Source organism: Dysosmobacter sp. Sow4_B12, assembly GCF_052116665.1.
Taxonomy (GTDB): Bacteria; Bacillota; Clostridia; order Oscillospirales; family Oscillospiraceae; genus Oscillibacter.
The window spans coordinates 44,053-67,118 of record NZ_JBQKKR010000007.1 but is presented as its reverse complement, the minus strand read 5'-3'; the positions used below and the strand labels follow the sequence as shown (position 1 = coordinate 67,118).

The 23,066-nt window shown below is 60.6% G+C and carries 15 protein-coding genes; 1 reads left to right on the top strand and 14 read right to left on the bottom strand.

The genetic code is table 11. From position 1 onward, the window contains the following. Positions 1-287: 287 nt before the first annotated feature. The 13 genes from ACTQ4R_RS08315 to ACTQ4R_RS08255 form a co-directional block, all read right to left on the bottom strand. A complete protein-coding gene (locus tag ACTQ4R_RS08315; RefSeq protein WP_441627632.1) occupies positions 288-1,739 on the bottom strand; it encodes a pyruvate carboxylase subunit B in 1,452 nt (483 codons plus the stop codon). Between the two features lie 114 nt (positions 1,740-1,853). Continuing rightward, a complete protein-coding gene (locus ACTQ4R_RS08310) occupies positions 1,854-3,278 on the bottom strand; it encodes a sodium ion-translocating decarboxylase subunit beta (RefSeq protein WP_441627631.1) in 1,425 nt (474 codons plus the stop codon). 16 nt (positions 3,279-3,294) lie between these two features. Then, entirely contained in the window at positions 3,295-3,684 is a 390-nt protein-coding gene (locus ACTQ4R_RS08305; protein ID WP_441627629.1) for a biotin/lipoyl-containing protein, read from the bottom strand. 22 nt (positions 3,685-3,706) lie between these two features. Beyond that, entirely contained in the window at positions 3,707-3,967 is a 261-nt protein-coding gene (locus ACTQ4R_RS08300) for an OadG family protein (RefSeq protein ID WP_441627627.1), read from the bottom strand. A gap of 250 nt (positions 3,968-4,217) precedes the next feature. Beyond that, positions 4,218-7,526, bottom strand: a complete 3,309-nt coding sequence (locus ACTQ4R_RS08295; protein ID WP_441627625.1) for an HD domain-containing protein — start codon at positions 7,524-7,526, stop codon at positions 4,218-4,220. Positions 7,527-7,687: 161 nt separating this feature from the next. Further along, positions 7,688-8,584, bottom strand: coding sequence for a carbohydrate kinase family protein (locus ACTQ4R_RS08290; RefSeq protein ID WP_441627623.1), 897 nt, complete (start codon positions 8,582-8,584; stop codon positions 7,688-7,690). Between the two features lies 1 nt (position 8,585). Beyond that, the gene (locus ACTQ4R_RS08285) at positions 8,586-9,953 is read right to left on the bottom strand and encodes a family 4 glycosyl hydrolase (protein WP_441627621.1); all 1,368 of its coding nucleotides are present in this window, start codon (positions 9,951-9,953) and stop codon (positions 8,586-8,588) included. A gap of 23 nt (positions 9,954-9,976) precedes the next feature. After that, entirely contained in the window at positions 9,977-10,849 is an 873-nt protein-coding gene (locus tag ACTQ4R_RS08280; RefSeq protein WP_441627619.1) for a carbohydrate ABC transporter permease, read from the bottom strand. Positions 10,850-10,990: 141 nt separating this feature from the next. Continuing rightward, complete coding sequence (locus tag ACTQ4R_RS08275; RefSeq protein ID WP_441627617.1) at positions 10,991-12,280, bottom strand: ABC transporter substrate-binding protein; 1,290 nt, start codon at positions 12,278-12,280, stop codon at positions 10,991-10,993. A gap of 53 nt (positions 12,281-12,333) precedes the next feature. After that, positions 12,334-13,164 carry a carbohydrate ABC transporter permease gene (locus ACTQ4R_RS08270; protein WP_441627615.1) on the bottom strand — a complete coding sequence of 277 codons (831 nt, stop codon included), beginning with the start codon at positions 13,162-13,164 and terminating at the stop codon, positions 12,334-12,336. Beyond that, complete coding sequence (locus ACTQ4R_RS08265) at positions 13,161-14,159, bottom strand: LacI family DNA-binding transcriptional regulator (protein WP_441627613.1); 999 nt, start codon at positions 14,157-14,159, stop codon at positions 13,161-13,163. The genes ACTQ4R_RS08270 and ACTQ4R_RS08265 overlap by 4 nt, the downstream gene beginning before the upstream one ends. Positions 14,160-14,537: 378 nt before the next feature. After that, the gene (locus ACTQ4R_RS08260) at positions 14,538-15,773 is read right to left on the bottom strand and encodes a glycerate kinase type-2 family protein (protein WP_441627611.1); all 1,236 of its coding nucleotides are present in this window, start codon (positions 15,771-15,773) and stop codon (positions 14,538-14,540) included. Positions 15,774-15,826: 53 nt separating this feature from the next. Next, a complete protein-coding gene (locus ACTQ4R_RS08255; protein ID WP_441627609.1) occupies positions 15,827-16,792 on the bottom strand; it encodes a D-2-hydroxyacid dehydrogenase in 966 nt (321 codons plus the stop codon). Between the two features lie 125 nt (positions 16,793-16,917). Between ACTQ4R_RS08255 and ACTQ4R_RS08250 the strand changes: the two genes are divergently transcribed. Continuing rightward, positions 16,918-18,045, top strand: coding sequence for a CdaR family transcriptional regulator (locus ACTQ4R_RS08250; protein ID WP_441627607.1), 1,128 nt, complete (start codon positions 16,918-16,920; stop codon positions 18,043-18,045). A 384-nt stretch (positions 18,046-18,429) separates the two neighbouring features. Here ACTQ4R_RS08250 and ACTQ4R_RS08245 read toward each other — a convergent pair whose 3' ends face one another. Further along, positions 18,430-23,055: an InlB B-repeat-containing protein gene (locus tag ACTQ4R_RS08245; RefSeq protein ID WP_441627605.1), complete on the bottom strand. Its 4,626-nt coding sequence runs from the start codon at positions 23,053-23,055 to the stop codon at positions 18,430-18,432. Positions 23,056-23,066: the final 11 nt, after the last annotated feature.

Below are 23,066 nucleotides of genomic sequence, written 5' to 3'. Positions count from 1 at the left end.
CCTCCCCACCGGGAGGCCGCATCCAAAATCCGCCAGCTGCCGCAAACGGCCATTGTAAAAATAAGGATACTGATACTTAGGGTAATTGTATCACAGCTTTTTCAATTAGGCAATCATAAAGACATATAAAAAGTTGATATAAAATTAATTTGTTATGTAGAATTTCTGAGATTTGTGTACATATTAGTCGAAGCACTCGGCCAGGGCCTGCCTCTGCCGGATTAAGGCGGCTGCCGCGGCGGCAAAAAAGGGACACGGTATCGGGAGATACCGTGTCCCTTTCATATTTATCCCTTGTACTCCACGTACAGCTCCCGGACCGCGTTGGGGCCGGCGGGGGCCGCCTGGGGGGCCTCCGGAGCCTTGGCGGGCTCGTCGTGGGGGCCGTCCCGCTGGGCCAGGAATTTGGGCGCCACCTGGGGGAACAGGGCCAGGGAGAGGACGTCCTCGTCGCTCTTGGCAACGTCCTTGTACTCCTCCCGGTACTTCTCCACCTCCGGCTCCAAAAGGTCCGCCGGGCGGCAGGTGATGACATCCTCGGGCTGGATGCCGGCCTTGGCCCGGACCTCCTCGTTGACGGTGCCGGGCAGCCGGCCGTACTCGCCCCGGAGCATGGCCTTGGACTCCTTGGTGAAGGTCTTGTACCGCTCCCCCATGATGACGTTCATCACCGACTGGGTGCCCACGATCTGGCTGGAGGGCGTCACCAGCGGGGGATAGCCGTAATCCGCCCGGACCCGGGGGATCTCCGCCAGCACGTCGTAGTACTTGTCCTCCTTCCCGGCCTGCTTGAGCTGGGAGATGAGGTTCGAGAGCATGCCGCCGGGCACCTGGTACAATAGGGTGTTGGTGTCCACGTTCAAGACCTTGGGGTCCAGAGAGCCCTGGTCCTTCAGCTTCTGGGCCACCTTGCGGAAGTGGGCGGCGGCCTCGCTCATCTTGGTCAGGTCCAGTCCGGTATCCCGGGCGGAGCCCTGGAGGGTGGCTACCAGGGATTCCGTGGCGGGCTGGGAGGTGCCGTTGGCCAGGGGGCTGAGGGCGGTGTCCACAATGTCCACGCCGGCCATGGCGGCCATGAGGTACACCATGTCGCCGGTGCCGGTGGTGTTGTGGGTGTGGAGGTGGATGGGGACGCTGACCGTCTCCTTCAGCCGCTTTACCAGGGAGTAGGCGTCCATGGGCAGGAGCAGGTTCGCCATGTCCTTGACGCAGATGACGTCGGCGCCCATCTGCTCCAGCTCCTTGGCCAGCTTCACGAAGTACGCCTCGTTGTGGATGGGGGAGATGGTGTAGCTCATGGCCGCCTCCACCATGCCGCCGTACTTCTTGGTGGACTTGATGGCCTGCTCCAGGTTGCGCACGTCGTTCAGAGCGTCGAAAATGCGGATGATGTCGATGCCGTTTTCGATGGACTTGCGGCAGAAGGCGTCCACCACGTCGTCGGCGTAGTGCTTGTAGCCCAGAATGTTCTGGCCCCGGAACAGCATCTGCAGCTTCGTGTGGGGCAGGGCCTTGCGGAGCTTGCGCAGGCGCTCCCAGGGGTCCTCGTTCAGAAAGCGCATGCAGGCGTCGAAGGTGGCGCCGCCCCAGCACTCCAGGGACCAGTAGCCGATGGAGTCCAGCACCTCGCAGGCGGGGAGCATATCCTCCAGGCGCATGCGGGTGGCCGCCTGGGACTGGTGGGCGTCACGGAGAATGGTGTCCGTAATGTACAGGGGCTTGTTGGATAAAAATTCCATAGAAAACCTCCAGCTTGCCGCCAGGGTGTCGTTGTCGGGCGCAAAGCCTGCGCAATTTCAAGCCTGGTGGCGCGTTAAAGTTCTTTTTGGTCCTTTTTCTTTCAAGAAAAAGGATCAGCCGAACAGGGAAATGAGGACGCCCGCCGCGATGGCGGAGCCGATGACGCCGGCCACGTTGGGGCCCATGGCGTGCATCAGCAGGAAGTTACCGGGGTTGGCCTCCTGGCCCACTTTCTGGGACACACGGGCGGCCATGGGAACGGCGGAGACGCCGGCGGAGCCGATGAGGGGATTGATCTTTTCCTTGAGGAACAGGTTCATGAACTTGGCAAGCAGCACGCCGCCGGCGGTGCCGCAGCCGAAGGCCACGATGCCCATGACCATGATCTTGATGGTCTGGAGGGACAGGAAGGTGGCGCCGGTGGCGGTGGCGCCCACAGATACACCCAGGAAGATGGTGACGATGTTGATGAGCTCATTTTGCACGGTCTTGCTGAGGCGCTCGGTGACGCCGCACTCCCGGAAGAGATTGCCCAGCATCAAGCAGGCGATGAGGGGACCGGCGGAGGGCACCAGCAGCGCCACGAAGATGGTCACCACGATGGGGAAGATGATCTTTTCCTTCTTGGACACCTGCCGCAGGGGCTTCATGACGATCTGCCGCTCCTTTTCCGTGGTCAGCAGCTTCATGATGGGGGGCTGGATGACAGGCACCAGGGCCATGTAGGAGTAGGCCGCCACGGCAATGGGGCCCAACAGGGCCGGAGCCAGCATGGCGGTGACGAAGATGGCTGTGGGGCCGTCGGCGCCGCCGATGATGCCGATGGAGCCGGCCTCCGCGCCGGTGAAGCCCATGAGGCGGCAGCCGGCGTAGGTCAAGAAGATGCCCACCTGGGCGGCGGCGCCCAGCAGCAGGCTCTTGGGGTTGGCGATGAGGGGACCGAAGTCCGTCATGGCACCCACGCCCATGAAGATGAGGCAGGGATAGATGCCCAGCTTCACGCCTAAGTACAAAATGTCGATGAGGCCGGTGGAGACGGTGACATTGGACAGCTGCGCACCGTAGTAGGCGGCAGCCTGCTCCGCCTGGACCAGGGCCTGGAGCTGCACCTCAAAGGCGCTCAAGGCGCCGTTGGCGGAGGCGGAGATCTCCGCCATCACGCTTTCGATCACTTCCGGCGAGAAGGCGGACTGTGCCGCGGCCATCAGCTGCTCCACATATGGGGCAAGAACGTTTTGTGACACGCCCAGCTCCTGCATCTCCGCCAGGAACTCCGCGGTGACGGGAGCGCCGCCCATGAGGTCCCAGTGGATGTGGCCGCCGGCGAAGAAGATCTCGTGGAACATGCCGGCGCCGGGCAGGTTGGTCATCAGCATGCCGAAGGCGATGGTGCACATCAGCAGGGGCTCAAATTTTTTGCCGATGCCCAGGTACAGCAGGAAGCAGGCAATGACCAGCATCACCAGGCTTTTCCAGCCGCCGTCCTGGAAGAACAGGACGAAGCCGGTGTCGTTGATAAAATTCAGGATAGCTTCCATATGCGCCTCCAGTCTGTCACTGGATGACGCACAGCAGCGTGCCGGACTCCACGGAGGCGCCCTTGGAGGTGTTGACGGAGGCGACCTTGCCGTCGCAGGGGCACATGATCTCGTTTTCCATCTTCATGGCCTCCAGGACCATCAGCACCTGGCCCCGCTTGACGGTGTCGCCGGCGGCCACGTTGACGGACAGGATGGTGCCGGGCATGGGGGAGGTCACCTGCTCGCCGCCGGCGGGAGCAGCGGCGGGGGCAGCGGCGGGGGCGGGGGCAGCGGCGGGGGCGGGAGCAGCGGCGGGAGCGGGAGCAGCGGCGGGAGCGGGAGCAGCGGCGGGAGCGGCATCGGTCAGCTCCTCCAGCTCGATTTCGTAAACGGTGCCGTTGACGGTCACTCTGTATTTTTTCATGGGGAAATCCTCCTTCTCCTTTTTACACTTCTCGAATGGACAAAATGCGGATGCCGGTAATGTCGGTGCCAAGGTCCTCCGCGATGGCGGCGGAGACGGCGGCGATAAGCTCCTGCTGGTCTGCGGCCGGGGCGGGAGCGGGGACAGCTGCCGCCGGCGCGGCATCCTGCCGGCGGTGTCCGCAGACGCGGCCCAGGAGCGTTGTTAAAACGATGAGACAGATCAGACCGAAAAACACCGTCCCCATCCCCATCAGACAGACAAAAATGATGGAATAGTCCATAATACCTCCTGCTCTCTTCTTTTTCATTTTAAAACGCAAGCATCCTTTGCGCCGGCTCCGCCGCCGCCCGGGCGCCTCCGTTTGTGCACGTTGTGCCATGGTCAAATGTGCTGGCCTTTCCCCCGCGCATCGCTCAGCAAGCGGGTTTGCCTGGAAGTATCTTATAAAATACCACGATTTTCCCGATTTCACAAGCCCCCGGTACAGCCGGGAGGGGTGCGCCTGCCGCGAGGACAGCGTCCCCGCCGGCTCAGTCGCCGCCGGCGTCAAAATCCTCGGCTTGCAGAAACAGCGCCTCCGTGACCTCAAAGCGGTTGTTTTGGAACTCCCGCAGCCGCTTTAGAGAGGCGTTGACCGGCTCCATGAGCTGGTCTGAGCCGTCGCCTGAGACCAGCAGCTTCAAAAGGTCGTTGTAGATCCCGGGGACCTGCCGCCGCAGGGCCTCGCCGTGGCGGATGAGCCAGCGGGAAAAACGGTGGTCCCTGTTGTAACAGTTGATGCCGCCGATGTTGTCCCAAAAGTGCTGCGGACCATAGCCGCACAAAGGCGCCTCCGGACGCGGGGACGCGAAGAACAGGGACACGGGAAAATCGAGGGCGCTGCTGTCCCCGGGAGCTCCGGTGATATAGGGGGAGTCCCAGTATTTCGAGCTGTCCTTATAGACGGTAAAGTGTTTTTTCAAAGCAGTTAAGCGGAGGGCGTCATACAAAAAGCCCTTGCGGAAGCTGCCGACATCCACGCTGCTTTCTTCCTGCAGCTGCCGGCGCAGCTCCGCCAGCGAGCGGTCTTGAAACCGGAAGCCCGCTTCCCAGCCGGGGTGCTTTTCCAGCACCAGCCGCAGTTCCCTCTCGGACAGCAGGGCGAACGTTTTTTTGTGGGCGGGCTCCGCTGCGTCCGCGACAAAATGAACGCGCTCTTGAAAGGCGTGCCGCACCAGGGCCAGGGTACAGGCGGCCTCCAGAGGCAGGCTGTCGATGGTGTCCCGGGCAAGATTCACCTCCGGACAAAACGCCCCCCGAAGCAGCAGCAACAGGCCGATACACTGCTCACTTTTTCCCAACAGATCGGATGTGTCCGCCAAGACGCCGTTGTAGGCGGTGCGGGTGAAGCTGCCGGGGGGAGGCGGCTGCGGCCGGGCAGCGTCGAGCGCCGCTATGACGTGCCGGAACACAGCACTCTCTTCCCCGCACAGCTGCGCCAGCAGTTCCTCGTGGGTGATCTCGATGCTGCGCATGCCTTCCAGCCGGTAAAAGTTCTCCACGGCATCGCGGTCCCGCTCAAGCTGCTCCAATTCCCGGATCTTGTCCCAGAGCTGTTTTTGACTGACCTGGTAGTGCTTCAAAATGTAGGTCCGCCAGCCGGGGTCATGCTGAAATTGCGGATATTCGCGGCGGACCTGGTCGTCGAAAGCGCTGGACTTTTGATGAGGGGCCTCCATATGCTGTTCCAGGTACTGGAGCTCTTCCCTTACATCGTATGGAAAATTGTGGGTAAATTTCAGCAGAAAGCTGCGGTAGGAAGCGCTGTTTTCAAGATGACATTCAAATTCCGGCAGGACGTCCTTTCCCTGATACCGGAGGGGGACGGCGGAGACCGACGCCCGAAGGCCTGCGAAAACAGCGACGCCCTTTAGGCTTTCACTGCCCGACAGCCAATCCAGAGGGGCGTATTGCAGCGTGACCGCGGGCCTCTCCTGCCAAACGATGTGGGGCAGCTCCCGCTGCAGCCGGGCAAACGCCGCATCGGATATGGGGTGGACATACGTTTTTATCTCGCCGCCCGGTCCGCCGGGGTTCAAGGCGTGAACAGCGTCCATCAATTGGTCCTGCGTGGCATAGACCGCATGCCCCTCCGGCCCGAAGTACTCCACGGGGACCTCCGGGAACTGGACGTACTTGTCCACGATCTCCTTGAAGGAGCGGTAGCCGCCCAGCTGATACAGGTTCACCCGCACGCAGAGGGTGGTGCCGGTCTCGGAGCGGTAGCCCTCGTTTTCCCCCTGGGGATTGTGCATGGGCTGGAAAAATTCGTCGTCCTCCGCCTGCGCCTGCTCCGCGGCCAGATAGTAATAGCCGTGGAGGCCTGTCACGTTCAGACGGATGGCGGGCGATGGGGAGAGCACATCCTGGGTATAGCGCTTTGTGGACACCTCCAGCAGATTGTGCTCCGGGTCGCTCATAAAGCAGGAGAGGATGCCGATGCCAAAACGGCTGATGGGGTTGTAGTCCGCGCCCCGGCCGTAGTGGCGCTTATCCGCCCGGAACTCGTCGGAGGTATAGTAGGAGCGGCCCACCTTCAAAAAATAGTCGGTGATGATGTGCTCGTCCATGCCGATGCCGTTGTCCTCGATGCGAAACCAGCTGTACCCCTCGCGATCCACCCAGCTGCGGATCACGATCCGGCCGTCCTGTTCCGCGAAGTGGGGGTCCAGGCTGCTTCGGGTCAGCACGGCGTCGATGGCGTTTTGCAGCAGCTCCCGGACAAAGACCCCCGGGTCGCTGTACAGGTTCCGCCCAGTCAGCAGCTTTAGGATGCGGTCCTGGTCCATGGTGAGGCAGAATTTCCCAAATTGATAGCCGTTGCGCTCCACGCAGTCCGTCGAGATCCTCCGGGGCAGTGCCAGCGTCTGCCAGGGTCCCGCGTAGCCGGACAGGTACTCTCCCGCCTCCTCCAGTTCCCGTTGGGTCCAATCCAGGTATGCCTGGACCTCACATTCCAGCTGCAGGCTCGAGAAGCTGGCCGTGAAGGGGATGATGCCGCCCCGAATCTGGCCGAAGCAGCCGGCCCGGTTTTTGGCCCACTCCGCCTGACTGACGGCCTGCTCAAAGTTTTCCGGGTGCTCCAGCCCCAGATGCCGGAACAGGTCGGCGGGGGCCCGGCCGGAATCAAAATCCAGGCTGTCCGCCAGCCGCAGCAGCACGGCGCAAAGGCGCAGGTCGTATGGCTTCCCCCTGGGGACCTGGAGGCTGTCCAGGGCCTCTCCGTGGCTTTGGCACAGGCGCAGCAACACGCCGCGGGAGATCCCCTGCCTTGTCAGCGCGTCGGGCCAGGCCCCGGGCGGGAGCTGCGCCGCGATGCGCTTGTGGTGGTTGACGCGGACAAAGCTCCGCAGCGTCTGGGCGGAAACCGTCCCGGTCCTGCTGAATTCCTCTTCCTCCCGGAGATGCCGCTTGAAGTATTCCTTCCAATCGGCGGACTGGGGATTGCCCCGCAGGGCCTTTTCCTGGTCGGCGGAGACACTCATGCCAATGTCGTGGCAGCAGGCCGCCATGACCAGCAGGGCGGCCTCGTGGGCGGAAAGCTCCCCCTTCCGGTCTCCCAGCAGCCGGACCATCCAGCTGCAGACGTTGGCGATATGGGTCTCATCGTGCAGGGTAAAGGCGGGGAAAAAGCGGATAATATCCTTGGCCAGCGTCACGCCGCGGCCGCAGACGGCGCCTACCGCCTCCAAAAAAGCGGCATCCAGGCCCTCCGCCTCCGATTTTTCTTTCAAAATGCTCCACAGCTCCGTTGTTCCCACAGCCGCGCATTGCCGCTCGAATGATACCTGAACTGACATGTTACGACCTCCCTCGCCCGATCAAGCGGATCTTTGGCCCCATTATAGCAAACAGGCACCATGGCGGCAACAAGCGGACCGCCGCGGCGGAAAACGCCGGGAAAAAGGAGCTGCCGCGGAGAGACTTGCTCTCCGCGGCAGTCGATTTTTTTATTCCGGGGTCAGATGGCCGCCGCCAGCTCCAGCAGCGTTTTTTCATCCACATATTTGGTCAGACACCCGATGCCCTGCACGCAGGTGCCGCCGGTCACGTTGCCGAAGCGGATGCACTGCTCAATGGGATGGCCGTGGAAAAGACCGTACATGAAGCCGCTCATGAAGGCGTCGCCGGCGCCGGTGGAATCCACCGCCGTCACGCCCTTCATGGAGGGAATGAACTGGGTCCCGGCGCTGTTTCTCAGCAGGCAGCCGTCCTTGTCCAGTTTGATGATGGCCTGGGGGAAGTAGGCGGACAGCTTTTCGGCCGCCGCCTCCACCGTATTCGTTCCGGTGATCTTCAAGGCCTCTTTCTGGTTGGGCAGGTAGTAATCCGCCAAACGCAGGTAGTCCTCGTACTTTTCGATGGAGAGGTCGTCCTCCCAGCCGGTATCGAAGATGAGGACCGTGCCCTCCTCCTTCAGCCGCTTGTAAACGTCCAGAAAGCCCACGTGCATGCTGACCAGCTTTGCTCCGGACAGGTGGCGGTAAATGTCCTCCGCCGTGCAGCAGGATGCCGTGGCCTCCTCCCGGTAGGAGGTGAAGCTCCGGTCCTGGTTGCACACCATGACGGAGGTGAGGATCACCGGCATGCCGCTGCCTTGATAGAGGTTGATGATCTCCGCGCCGTACTCCGCGTAGGACTTTTTGGCAAATTCGGAAAAAAAGTCGTTTCCCACAAAGGTCAAGATCTTGGAGGGAACACCCAGTCTGGATGTGTTGATCAGTGTGGCGGGGACGCCGCCGCCAAGATGCATCTCAAAACGCTTGGCAAAAACCTCTTCGCCTGTGTCCGGCAGCCGGTCCATGCCGGAGTAGATCAGATCGATATTGGTGTAGCCCACACCGCCCACAAACTCCATATCAGTGCCAGCCCTCCGTGTAGTCCTTGTTGGACTCCAGATACTCCTGGACCAGCTGGGAGGCCAGGGAGTAGGAGTTCACCAGGGGGTGCACCATCAGGCAGTCCACGGCCTTGGAGATGCTCTTGGTCCGCAGGGCCTCGGAGGCCAGGCGCTCGTACATCTTCACCCGGCGGATGAGCTCCATCTGCAGCTGGCCGGGATGCTCGATCTTGTGGGGGATATAGACGCCGTCCTTCAAGGTGCAGGTGATCTCCACCACGTCGGTGTCCAGCAGGCCGGGAATGGCGCCCTCGTTGGGCACGCAGAGGATCATTTCGCTCTCCTTGCCGCTGTTTTTGGCCCGCATGTACTTCAGCGCCACGCCCGCGTAGCCGCCGGCGTCCTTTTCATAGATGTCGAAGTGGTAGGGCTTCTTGGCACGGCTGACGCCGGTCTCGTTGGACATGTAGGCGTCCTCCCGCTTGCCGTACCACTTGTCGAACACCTTCAGACAGTTGTCGAAGTCGTTTTCAATGTCCATGTGGGACAGCTCTTCCGTCATGTTCTTGTTGACATCGCGGATGACCTCGCCCCGGGTGACATGGGCGTTGAGGATGTTTTCAATGGCCTGCTCCCGGTAATAGAAGTAGTACAGGTACTCGTTGAGGATGCAGCCCATGTGCTCCACCAGGTCCTTTTTGAAAAAGCGCATGTCCGTGTCGGTATAGAGCTTGTCGTTTTGCAGGAGCTCCGGCATGATCTCCCGGCCGTTGAGCTTGACGCTCTCGAAGAAGGACAGGTGGTTGAGGCCGTAGCAGTTGCCGGTGACCGCGTCCTGCTCGACGCCGTAGAGCTTGGCGAAGGAGTGGAGCAGGCTGCTGGGGGCGTCGCAGATGCCGAAGGTGAAATCGTAGCCCATGTCCCGCAGGGTCTGGGACACCACGCCGGCGGGATTGGTGAAGTTGAAGATCTTCACGTCCTTGGAGGCGTACTTCTTGGCCAGCTCACAGTAGTTCACCAGCGCGGGGACAGACCGCATGGCAAAGGAGAAGCCGGCGGCGCCGGTGGTCTCCTGGCCCAGGAGGTTCTTGGACAGGGCGATCCGCTCGTCCCGGATGCGCATGTCATCCTCGCCCACGCGGATGGTGGTGATGATGTAGTCCGCGTCCTTTACGGCCTCCACCGGGTCCAGCGTCAGCTTGAAGTTCAGCTCCGGCCGCAGCTTTTTTACCAGCTGCGCAGCCATTTTGCCGTAGATATTCAGCTTGCGCTCGTCGTTGTCCATGAATACGATCTCGTCAAAGCCCAGCTCCTCGCTGCTTTGGGCCAGGCTCTTGGCCAGGAACATGGAACGGACACCGCCGCCGCCGATTACCGCAATTTTCATAAAAATCCCTCGCTTTTCAAAGGTTAATAATCCGCTTCATTCATCCGGAAGATCTTGTTGATGGCATAGACCGTCACGATGCCCGCCACGATCAGGACAACGCCCATCATATTGGCGTAGCCGTAGTTGTTGTCCGTCATGGAGGTTTTATAGAGATACAGAGGCAGGTTCAGCGTCATGTCTCCGGGGCCTCCGTTTGTCGTCAAGTAAATAAGCTCGAATTCCCGCAGCATGCTGGTGGCTGCCAGGATAACGCTGGTGCCCAGCACGGTGCGGATCAAGGGCAGGCGGATACGGAAATTGATCTGCATTTCCGTGGCGCCGTCGATCCGGGCCGCTTCGATCACGTCCTCCGGGATGGCCAGAAGGCCCGCCAGGACCACAATGATGATCATGCCCGTGTACAAAAGCCAGCTCCAGGTGACCGTGATAAAGGCGGAGTTCTGCTCGAAAAACCAGTTTTTCTGGAAGGTGGTGCCGGTGATCTGGCTGATAAGGGAGTTGATGAGGCCGTACTTGGGGTTGAACACGTTGATGAAGATAACGCCCAGTGCCGCCGCTGAGATAACATTGGGGATCATATAGATCGTTCTGAGCGCTTTCCAGCCGCGGCATTTCTTGGCAAGCATAAAGGCAATGACCGTACCGATGCCCACGTGGACAACAGACTGAAGCAAGACCCAGATGCCCGTGTTTCGGATGGCGGTCAGCATGCGGGCATCGTGCAGAAATGCGTTGATGTAGTTGTCAAGCCCCACGAACTCAAATACGCCTCCGGCCTTCCAGTTGAAGAAAGAGCTGCCGAACACCATGACCAAGGGGATCAGGTAGATCAGAGCAAAAAGAAGAAGGCAGGGGAGCAAAAAGATCGCCAGCTTCCATTTTTTAACTTTCATGTCCCGTCGCTCCATTTCCGCAGCCCGGGACAGGCGCCGCGGCGCCCGTCCCCAGGTGTCCCGCGGCATGCTTCGGGGGAAACATGCCGCGGGAGCTGCCGCATTTTAATCAGTTGATTCTGTGATGTATCCGGGGAAAGATCAGTTCTTGGCAGCCGCGTCGGTCAGAGCCTGGGCAAACTGCTCGGGCGTGATCTGGCCCTGGGCCAGCAGGGGATACTGCACGCTGATTTCGTCGACGACGTTGGCATACCACAGGCTCTGGAAGTCGTTGATGCAGTGGGTGGCGGCGTCGCCGTTGGCGATGACCTCGTTGACCAGGGGCTTGACCTTGTCAGAGGTGACGCCCTCCATGGAGGGGATGTCGCCGGTCAGCTCCAGCATCAGGCGCTGGCTGTCCTCGCTGACCAGGAACTTGACGAAGGTCAGCGCAGCCTGCAGGTGCTCTTCATCCTTGGAGGCGATGTTGAAGCCGATCTTGCCGCTGTTGTACATGACGCCGCCGGGATACATGGCGGTGCCCACCTTGTCGGCGAAGCCCTCTTCCACCAGGGAGGTGTCATAGAAATCGCTGACCATCCAGGGGCCGTTGGCGATCATGGCAGTCTCTTCCATGAAGAAGTTGCTGGCCGCGTTCTCATAGGCGCCGCCCACGGCGTCGGGAGTGGTGTACTTCTGGAACATCTTCTGGATGTTGGCGGCGGCCTCAATGAACTCGGGGGTGTTGTAGTTCTTGGGCAGGTTGGTGTTCATGAACTTCTCGCCCTCGTCGGTCTGGCCGATCATGGCGCCCAGCATCAAGGAGGTGACCCAGCCGGAGTCGGCGGTATCCATGGACAGGGGGGTGATGCCGGCGGCCACCAGCTTGTCGCACTGGTCAAAGAACTCGTCCCAGGTCTCGGCGGGCTTTTCGATGCCGGCCTTGGCGAACAGGTCCTTGTTGTAGAAATAGCCGATCACCTGGCGGGTGTAGGGCACACCGTAAACGGCGCCGTCACGGGAGTTGACTTCCCAGCAGATGTCGCTGCCGGCGGCCTTCAGCTCGTCGTCCAGGTAGGGAGTGAGGTCCACCAGCTGGTCCTTCATGGAGTCGATCAGGTTATAGCCGCCGCAGTTGAACGCGTCGGGCAGGGAGTTGGAGCTGTACAGGACCTTCATCTTGTCCACGTAGTTCTGGTCGCCGGCGATCTCCTCCACGGTGACCTTGATCTGGTCGCCGTACTGCTCGTTGAACGCGGCCATGCGGTCTTCGAACCAGGGAGTGTTGCTGTTCACGCCCACCCACATGCTGGGGAAGGTGATCTCCACGACCTTGCTGTCGGACGCGCCGCTGTCAGTGCTGGGCTCGCTCTTCTTGCCGCCGCAGCCGCTCAGCACGCCGAGCATCATGATGCCCGCCAGTGCCAGAGCCATTAACTTCTTCATTTTCATTGCCGTTCCTCCTAGAAAATTTTATTATATGCCGGTGGGGGCCACCAGCACGTTTAACCCTTGACGGAGCCCTCCACCATACTGCTGGTGATCTGCTCCTGCAGCAGGATGTAGATGATGATGCTGGGCAGGATGACCATGGTCAGCGCGGCGAACATGGCCGTGTAGTTGAACGAGAACTGGGACGTGAAATAGTTCAGCGCCAGAGGCAGCGTCCGCACGGAGGTGCTCTTGGTCAAAATCAGCGCGAACATGAACTCGTTCCAGGATGTGAGGAACTGCAAAATGGCGCCGGTGGCCAGGCCCGGCTTTGCCAGCGGGAACACGATGACGAAGAACGTCCGGAAAAATCCCGCGCCGTCGATGCAGGCGGCTTCCTCCAGCTCCTTGGGGATGCTTTGGAAATAGCTCTTGAAGATAAACAGCGAGGTGGGCAGGCCCAGGGCCGCATAGACCAGGATGAGGCCGGTCCGGGTGTCGAACAGGCCGATGGCCGTCATGATCTTGTAAATGGGCATCAGCAGCGCCGCCGTGGGGATCAGCAGCGACACCGACAGCAGCAGCGTGACGAATGTGCTGCCCTTGAACTTGTGCCGGGCCAGCACGTAGGCCGCCATGGACACCACCACCACGTTCAAAAGGGTGCTCAGCACCGAGATGATGATGCTGTTGCCGTAGAATTTAAAGATGGGGGCCATGTCCAGGGCCGCCTTGTAGCCGGAGAGGCTGAAGGACGAGGGCAGCGCGAAGGCCGAGGACAGGATCTCCTTGTTGGACTTAAAGGAGGACATGATGATCCAGATCAGCGGCCCGATGGAGATCACCACAAAAAATCCAAGGAACAAAAACCGCAGGACCCTCCAGAATTTTGGCGTTGTCTTCATGACTCTTCCTCCCGTCTTATACAAGTCCCCCGCTCCAGCAGCTTATAGGGAAGCGTATATTCCATATTTTCCATCTGCTTTTTGTCGTCCATGTTGCAGAGGGTGTTCAGCGTCCACTCCACCATTTTGTCAATGGGCTGGTAAATGGTGGTGAGCTTTGGCACCACCTTTTCGGAAATGGTGATGCCGTCAAAGCCCAGGACGGAGATGTCCCGGGGGACCCGCAGCCCGTGCTCGTCCAGAGCCGAGATGGCGCCGATGGCCGTTTCGTCACTGAAGGCGAAAACCGCCGTGAATGTTCTGCCGCCGCGCAGGGCCTTGCACATGGAGCGGTAGCCGCCCTCGTAGGTCAGCTCCCCGAATTCCACCATCCGATCCTCATCATAGGGCAGGTTGTATTCCTTCAGCGCCTGCTGGCAGCCGATGAGCCGCTGGGCGCCGGAGCTGAAGTGGTGGGTGTAATCCGCCAGGATCAAAAAGTCCCGGTGGCCCAGCTGCAGGAGGTATTTCATCCCCTCGTAAGCCGCGGCCATGTCGTTGATATGAACGTAGTCGCACCGGCTTTCGTAGGCGGCGCCGCCCAGCATGACGATCTTGACGTTTTTGGCCCGGATGTACCGGAGCATATCCGGCTCGATGTCCTCGTCCAGGTAAATGACGCCGCGGATGTACAGGTCCTTGAAAAAGGTCTTGTAGCTGTCATCTCCCGGGGTGGTGGGCAGGATGACGACCTTGCATTTGTATTTTGGCATCTGCTGGATGATCTCCTTGAGCACCTCGCTGAAATACCCCAGCTTGAGGTGGGGCAGCAGCACGATGATGGTGCCCTGGTTGCGCTTCGTGGTCCGGACCGGGACGTATCCCAGCTGGCCCGCCGCCGCCTCGATCTTTTTGGACAGCTCGGCGCCCACCACGGTGCTCCCGGAGAAATACCGTGAAACAGTGGCCGGAGAGACCTGCGCCAGCTTTGCAACGTCACGAATGGTAGCGCTCATTTCATGTCCCTCCTCGCTCGTTCCTTTGGTTATTTCGCATGGTTTGGAGATTTCGCGGGCAGCCCGCTCTGGTCCTTTTGCTGTTTTTACAATACCCAGCTGGGAAATGTTCGTCAACTTTATTTCACGTGTTTCACAGTTGTTTCAAATGTTTCTTATGAAAAACACGTATATTTTTTTCGCAAAAAAGCCGCTAAGTTCTGAAAAATTCGGCTAAAATATCACATTTTCAGACGCTTGAAACGATTAACTTTCCACTATGCCCGTGAAAACCAACCCTCCGCGGGGCTTTCCAAAGCAGGCGGGCCGGAAACAAACGCGAAAACGCACCGGGCAGGTTTCCCTGCCCGGTGCGTTTTTTCGGTTGGATAACGGGGGCTATGGCCGGATGAGCACCACGGAAACATCGTTGACGTTGGTGCCGGTGGGGCCGGTGACGATCAGGCCGCCGACGGCCTCCAGGGCGTGATAGGCATCGTTGTCCGCCAGCACCCGGTGGATGCGGATGCCCCGGCGCTCCAGCGCCGCGGCGGTGGTGCCGTCCACAAAGCCGCCGGCGGCGTCTGTGGGACCGTCGGTGCCGTCGGAGCCCACGGAAAAGACGGCCGTGTTGGTAAGGCCTTGAATTCCGTCGGCCGCGGCCAGGGCCAGCTCCTGGTTGCGTCCGCCCTTCCCGGTCCCCCGCAGGTGGACCACCGTCTCGCCGCCCGCCAGAAAGGCCAGCGCCCGGCCGTCGCTTGCGTGGCTGCGGGCGATGGAGGCCAGGAAGCTGCCGGCCTCCCTGGCCTCGCAGCAGAGCCTGTCCGTCAAGACAAGGGGCTCGTAGCCCAGGCGTCCGCAGGCCGCGGCCGCGGCGGCGCACAGCTCCCGGACGCTGCCGGTGATCCGGGTCTCCACGTTGTCCAGCTCCTTGGGGGTCTCGGTCCGCAGCAGCTCCAGAGCCCGGTCCGACAGGCGGAGGCGGTATTTTTCCGCGATGTCCAGGGCCTGGCGGCAGGTGGAGCTGTCCGGACAGGCGGGACCGGAGGCGATCATGTCCAGCGGGTCGCCGAGGATATCGCTCAGCACCACGGAAAAGACCCGGGCCGGCGCGCACAGCCGGGCGAAGCGTCCGCCCTTCACGGCGGAGAGCCGCTTGCGGATCACATTCATCTCCACGATGTCGGCGCCGCTGGCCAGCAACTGCCCGGTGATGTCCTGCAGCTCCCCGCCGGGAAGGAGGGGCTGTTCAAACAGCGCGCTTCCACCGCCGGAGAGCAGGAACAGCACCGTGTCCTCCGCCGTCAGTGCGCGCACCAGGTCCAAAGCGGCGCCGGTGCCTCGGAAGGAATTTTCATCCGGCACCGGATGGCCGGCCTCATAGCAGGTGACGCCGGGAATGGGGGCTTTTACATGGCCGTATTTGGTGACGACAACGCCCGCGTGGAGCCGGTCCCCCAGGCAGGAAACGGCGGCATGGGCCATCTGCCACGCTGCTTTTCCCGCCGCCACCAGCACCACCCGGCCGGGGAAGCTGCGCCCCGCCAGCGCCCGCCGGACCGCCTCGTCCGGTTGGACCGCCCGGATGGCCTGGTCAATGATCTGCTGTGCGTCTTCCCGTAAACACTGTTCCATGAGAACGCCGCCTTTCTTTCATTGGGATTGCAAGGTGCGCCCCGCAGGCGCGCTTACGGATTGACCACATTCTGGGGCTCGCCCTCCAGGAAGGAGCGGACATTGGCCTCGGTGCAGTCCATGATGCGCTGGCGGCTCTCCTTGGCGCCCCAGGACATGTGGGGCGTGATGATGCAGTTTTTGGCCTTCAGCAGCGGGTTGTCGCCCCGGATGGGCTCCGTGGACACCACGTCCAGACCGGCGGCGGCCACCTTGCCGGAGTTCAGGGCGTCGGCCAGGTCCTGCTCCACCACCATCTGGCCCCGGCTGTTGTTGATGATGATAACGCCGTCCTTCATCTTGGCGATGTTCTCCTTATTGATGATGCCGGTGTTGAAGGGGAACAGGGGCATCTGGAGGCCCAGAATGTCGGACTGGGCGAACAGCTCGTCCAGCTCCACGTATTCCGCCACCTTCCGTCCGGCCTCTGTGGGGCGGGCGTCGTAGGTGATGACCCGCATGCCCAGGGCCCGGGCGATCTCGGCGGTGTGGACGCCGATGTTGCCGCAGCCCAGCAGGCCGTAGGTCTTTCCCGCCAGCTCCATCTGGGGATAGTCCCAATAGCACCAGTCCTGGCAGTTCTCCCACTTGCCCGCGTGGACGGTGTCGCTGTGGTGGCCCACGTGGTGGCAGACCTCCAGCAGCAGCGCGATGGCGAACTGGCTGACGGAGCGGGTGCCGTACACAGGCACGTTGGACACGGGGATGTTTTTCTCCCGGGCATAGGCCACGTCGATGACGTTATAGCCGGTGGCCAGCACCGAGATGTATTTCATGTTGGGGCAGGCGTCCATCACCCGCCGGCTGATGGGCGTTTTGTTGGTGAGGACCACCTGTGCGTCGCCGATGCGGGAGATGATCTCCGCCTCGTCCGTCAGGCTGGTGCGGTCATAGATCGTCACGTCGCCCAGTTGGGAAAGACCATCCCAGCTGAGATCGCCGGGGTTTTCCGTATAGCCATCCAAAATCACGATTTTCATATCTGCAGCCTCCTGTTCGTTTGTGTGGGCAGCTTACAAGCAACTCTATTATAATAGAATGGATGTTGTAATATTTAAAAAAATATCATATAATTTTTGTAAAAATAACAAGGCTGGTGAGGACTGTGTATATCAGCAGGCAGAACGCCCGGAGCATTGTGGATGAGATGAAGACCGCCATCCACCGGGACATCAACATCATGGACGAAAACGGCGTCATCCTCGCCAGCACCAACCCCGTCCGCCAGGGGCAGGTGCACCAGGGCGCGCTGCGGATCATCCGGGAGAACCTGCCCTCCCTGGTCATCCGGCGGGACGCGCCGGAGGAGGGGGTCCAGCAGGGCATCAACCTGCCGGTCACCATCGGTGGCAGGCTGGAGGGCGTGATCGGCATTACGGGGGACCCGGATGAGGTCTCCGCCTTCGGCGACGTTATCAAGCGGATGACGGAGATCCTGCTGGAAAACCTCCAGCGGCAGGAGCAGCAGGCGCTGCTGGAGCGGGCCAAGAGCCTGTTTGTGGAAAACTGGCTGTTTTCCGAGGAACCGGATTGGGGGGAGCTGGAGACCCGGGGCCGCCTGCTGGGGCTGGACATCAACGATTCCTACACCGTGGCCCTCCTGGGCCTTGCGGAGCCGGATATCGGGAAAAAGACCCGGACGGAGGAACTCAGCGAGATGCGCAGCGGCTTGATCCTGCGGATGATCCGGAGCCGCATCCAGGACCGGCCGGGCAACTTCTGCGCCGTGATCCGCAGCCGGATCATCGTGCTTTTGTGCGGCGCCGACCGGACGGAGGCGTTTGCGACGGTCAGCGGCATCTGCCGGGACATTGAGGGCTATTACGGCCTGCGGACCAACGCCGGCATCAGCGACAGCTCCATGGCGCCGGCGGACATCCGCCGCTGTTATCTGGAGGCGAAGACTGCCCAGACGGTGGCTGCCCACTCCACCGACAGGCGGGTGGTGTTTTACGACCAGGTCTCTCTGGAGTTCATCGTGCAGAGCATCCCTCCCGCCATCCGGCAGGACCTGCGCAGGCTGATCTTCTCCGCCTGCACGCCCCAGGAGGAGGCGGAGTTTGCCCAGACCATCCGGGCGTATTTTGCGTGGGACGGAGATATTCAAACCTGCGCGGAGCACCTGTTCATCCACCGGAACACGTTTCAGTACCGGATGGACCGCATCAAGCGCAAGACCGGCTATAACCTAAAGGCACCGAAAGACGCCCTACTGCTCTATCTGACGCTGTAATAGAGGGCTCTCCGCCGGGCACGAAAAAGCCGCCGGACCTTGATAGGTCCGGCACAAGGACAACGCATAAAGAGTCTGCAAATCAGCGGCATGCCGTTTACGGTTAGCCCCAAAAGAAAATCAAATAGGATAGTTCACGAGCATAACACAAGGCCGCCAGTGTAATCTGGCGGCCTTGTGTTTGATCTACCCGTTTTTAATGCTGAGCCATTTAGCCATCTGACGCAGTTCTTCCAATGCGCCCTATTGTCCGCGCAGACTGCGAAAATCATGATCGCTTGTGGTGTAGGCATCCGCGTAAATGGATGCCTACACCACTGCTTCCCCGCCAAAAATCAGCTAATTTAGGGAAAAGTCCAGCTTTTTGCCTGTATCCCTCAAAAGTTACTTCATGCAGCGATACAGGAAGGTGACGATCTGCGCGCGGGTGCAGTCGTTGTTGGGGCTGAAGGTGGCGGCGGTAGTACCGGCGGTAATACCGTTCTCCACGGCCCACAGGACTGCATTGGCGTAGTAAGCGTCAGCCGCCACATCGGTGAAGGGATTCACGCTGCCGGAGGCAGGAGACTTCTGAGAACGCCACAGGAAGGTGACGATCTGGGCGCGGGTGCATTTTGCGTTGGGCGTAAAGGTGGTGTCGCTGGTGCCCTTGGTGATGCCGTTCTCCACAGCCCACAGGACTGCATCGTGATAGTAGCTGCCCTCGGCCACGTCGGTGAAGGGCATCGCATGGCTCTTGGGAGCGGGGCTGCCGGCGGCGCGCCACAGGAAGGTGACGGCCTGGGCACGGGTGCAGGTGGCGTTGGGAGAGAAGTGGGTGGCGTCGGTGCCGCCGGTGATGCCCTCCTTGGCAGCCCACAGGACCGCGTCGTAGTAGTAAGCGTCGGCGGAGACATCCACGAAGAAGTTCAGCATGGAGTTGTCCTCCATGAAGGTGGCCTTGACCGTGACCTTGGAGTCGGGCATGGTGAAGGTGTACTTGCCGTTACCCTTGTCCTTGAGCTTCAGCTCGTTGCCGTTCTTATCCGTGACGGTTAGGGTCTCCAGCGTGTAGCCCTTGTCGGGTTCGACCGTCAGGGTAACAACATCGTCTTCTTCCGCACTGGTGTTGTTGGCGGTGACTTTGCCGTTGACGCTGTCCTTGATGATGACGGTCTCGGCCGGCGCGGCGGCTCCGCCGCCACCGCCGCCACCGCCGGAGGGCGCGGAGTACTTGCTCCAGCCGATGGCGAAGGGAGACAGGCTGGTGACAGTAAACTGGATACCGGTCTTGGTCGTCGCGGGAGTGATGCGCTCGGTATCGCCGATCCGGTGGCCGTTCATGTTGGTGGTGAACATGTGGATGACGGTAAAGGTATAGCTGCTGTCCGTGTTGCCCAGGTCAGAATACGGGATGAACACGGTGATGCCGCCTGCGGGGAAGTGGTTTTTATCAGCCTCGACCCATGTGATGCCGTCCTCAGTATACTTCAGCACAATGTCGAACAGAGCCGTCTGGCTGTTGGGGACGTTGCTGTCGATCTGCTTTACCTCTGTACGCAGAGCATTCTGCAGTTCGGCAACAGTGGTGTACTTGTCTTGCAGCTCCGTGGGAACGGTACTCAGTTCCTCCGTGAATGCCTGGAATTCCAGAGCGGTGGCAGCCAGGGCGATGTCCTGCTTCACATTGGCCACGGTGATGGTATAGCTGCCGTTGCCGTTGTTCCGGATGGTCAGCTTGTTTTCGGAGCCGCTGGTGCCGGTGGATGTCAGGCAGTCAATGCCGTTGACCTTCAGCTCTGTCAGATATTTACCGCTGTCGGGGGCCACAGTGAAGGTCACGGTGCCCCGGTCACGGATCTCATAGGCGGTGCCGTAGTCCGAAGGCGTCTTGATGATGTTGCTGATGGTGTAGCCTATGCCGTTGTCCGGGATGGCGCGCATGGTCGCAGGAGTCTCAAACTCCACGGTGACTAGGGCGTTTTCTTTCAGAGCGTCGATCGTCAGGGTATTGGACAGGTTTTCCTGTACCACACCGTTGATCTTCCACTCCTTGACCATGTTGTTCTCAGCGGGTCTGGCTGTGAAGACCAGCGCGGAATTGCCCCAGACGTCCGCGGACTGTCCGGGCGTCAAGATCAGGGGTTTGCCGTCGACCACGACATTCAAGGAGCCGCCGCTGCCGATCACCTGGTAGCTGACGCTGTATGCCGTCATCTTGGCAAAGATGGCGTTGACGGTATGGACAGAGGTCACATTGCTCAGTGTCAGCGTCGTCTTGTCGGCGCTGATGGAAACGCCGTCCGTGCCGTTGGTGACAGTCTGGCCGTCCACCTGCCATGCCTGGATGTAATAGTAAGCGCCGGTGTCGGGGACAGCGGTAAAGGTGACGCTGTCGTCGTAAGGAACCGCGGCGGGAGATGCATCGTATCCTTCCGCGCTGATCGTGCCGCCCGCACTTTCATTGACGCTGTATGCCACCTCGTATTTCTCAGGCACCACCACCGCTGTCACGGTGGTATCGCCCTTGATGGTTACAGTATGGGTGTTGGAACGGCTCATTGTCGTTTTGCCGTTCACCGTCCAGCCGACGACGATATAACCGTCCTCAGCATTTGCGGTAAAGGTGACGCTCGTGCCGCCGGTCACGCCGTCGGTCACATCGGGCTCCGCGGAAATTGTGCCGTGGGCGGGATCTGTTACGGTAACGCCGTAGGTTCCGCCCACCAGGATCGCTTCGATCTCGTATTCGGTCCCCTCAGCCGCACCGGCAGGAACTGTCCAGGTGAAGGTGCTGCCGGTTTGGCCGCTTTGGTTTTTGCCATTGACCGCCCAGCCGCCCACGACATAGCCGTCATCGGGCACGGCGGTAAAGGTGACCTTCGTGCCGCCGCGGATCGAAGCGGAGCTTCCGCTGTATCCCGCAGCTTTCACGGTGCCGTCTTCGGCGCTCCAGGAAACGCTGTATTTCACCGGCCGGAAGGTCACTGCGATCCGCGCGCCGCTGCCGTCGGCAACGTGAGTGTAGGTCGTTTCTCTCTCGCCGCTCACAGCTTTGCCGTTCACCAGCCAGCTTTCCACCTCGTAGCCCTCATCAGGCTCAGCCGTCAACTGGACGCTCACGCCGCCATTGAGCAGGATGCCGTTGCCGGTGATGCTCCGCAGGACATCGTTTTCGCCCACAAGCGCACTGACAAGTTTGCCGTTTTCACCGGCGGAAGCAATGACCTTGCTGCCAAGATAGGTAAACTGGACCGTGACATCGGCATCCGCGCTGATGTTTTCAAGCACGAGCTTATCGTCGGCGCCCATGGGATGTGTGGTCGTTCCGTCCATCTCGACCGTCCATTCCTTCACGCAGTAATCCTCGTCCGGCTCGGCGGTGAAGGAGATCGTGGAGCCTTCGTAGACCTCATCAAACTCATAGACAGAAAACGAGGCCATATCCTTGCGGCTCGCGGAGGCGCTCAAAGTACCGTTTTTGCCGCCCTCTGCATCTCCGTTGGTATCCACCACGGAGTAGACGATGGTGTACTCTTTAAGGGCCGTCCATGCGGGCGTGATGGTCTGGTCCGCCTGCACATTGGAAATGGTATAGAACTTGTCGTCGGTGGAGCTGCCGTCGCCGTCGGTATAGTCGGCGTTGATACCGCTGCTTACCTCGTAGCCCTCGCTGGGCTTGAGGGTGACAGTGACCGTGGTGTTATAGTCCACATAGCTGCCATCGGTGATCGTCGCGTTGGCTGTACCGTCCTTGGTGCCGGTGACGGTGACCGTACCGCCCGCGGCGGAGTTGATGGTCACTGTGGGCTTGGCCAGGAAGGAGGCAGTGACGCTGAGACCGTCAGCCGGAACAGCCACGGCGTTCGCTTCCACGCTGCCATTGGCCTTGCCGGTATTCACAGCAGCGTCGTTGATGTTCTCCACCACATAGTCGTGATCAGGCGTGGCGGTGACGGTGATGGTGGTATTCGGGTCTACATAGCCGCCGTTATTGACGTTGGCGTCTACCGTGCCATTCACCGTTCCCTTGACGCTGATCGTACCGCCGGTGATGGAAGAAGCATCCCACGAGACCGTGGGCTTTTTAGCCACGGTGACGGTAACTTCGGTATCCTTCGTCAAGGTCAGCGTGGCGGAAGCAGGATCAGAAGCGCTTTGCTCGGCGTTCGTCCATGCTGTCACATAGTACTTTCCGTCCACTTCCAGATGGAAGGAAACCGGCGTATTGACCGCGTAGCTGCCGCCATTTGTCAAGTCGCGCCCACCGCTGGACGCGCTGAGGGTAGCCTGGTCGTCCGCGGCCAGCCCGGTCACCTTCCACGTCAGCGCATAAGTCTGCGCCACAGAGACCACGGCACGGACATAGAGCGTGCCGGTGCTGCCCTTGCAGCAGGTGTAGGTGGTGCCGGTGCTGCCGGAGGCGGAGGACCAGTTTGTGCCATCGGTGGAATACTCCCAGGAATTTACGGTATTGAAGCTGGAATCGTTGAAGCTTACGGTATAGGTGATGGCCTTGCCCTGCTCCAGCGCAGAACCGGAGGAGATCTGCTTGCCGTCAGCGTCCGTCATGGTGATGGTGCCGGCATTGACAGGATTCCCGCTGCCGTCCACAAAGACGGGCGAAGCCACCGTAAAGGTCTGCTTCGGCGTAAATTCCACATAGACCGTGTAGCTGTTTTCCGCAAGGTCGCTCAATGTCAGCACGTTTTCGCGGTAGGCCTCGCCGCTTTCAGGCCAGGTGTAGGTTTTGGCGGTCTCACCGTTGACTGCGACCTTCCATTCCTTGACCATCCGACCCTCGCCCGGCTCAGCGGTAAAGATGACACTGGCGCCGTAAGCAAGGCTGGCACCGGTCTGCACCGCAGTCCCCTGGCTGGTCTTTGCCGTCAGGCTTCCGTCACCGCCCGCGCTGTAAGTCACGGTGCTGACCTGATTGGTGAACTCCACTTCCACCAAAAGTGCGCCGTTGGAAACGTGTTTGGTGGTGTGGAAAGAGCTGATGGCCAGCACCTGGGTATTGTCACGCATACGCCAAGCAG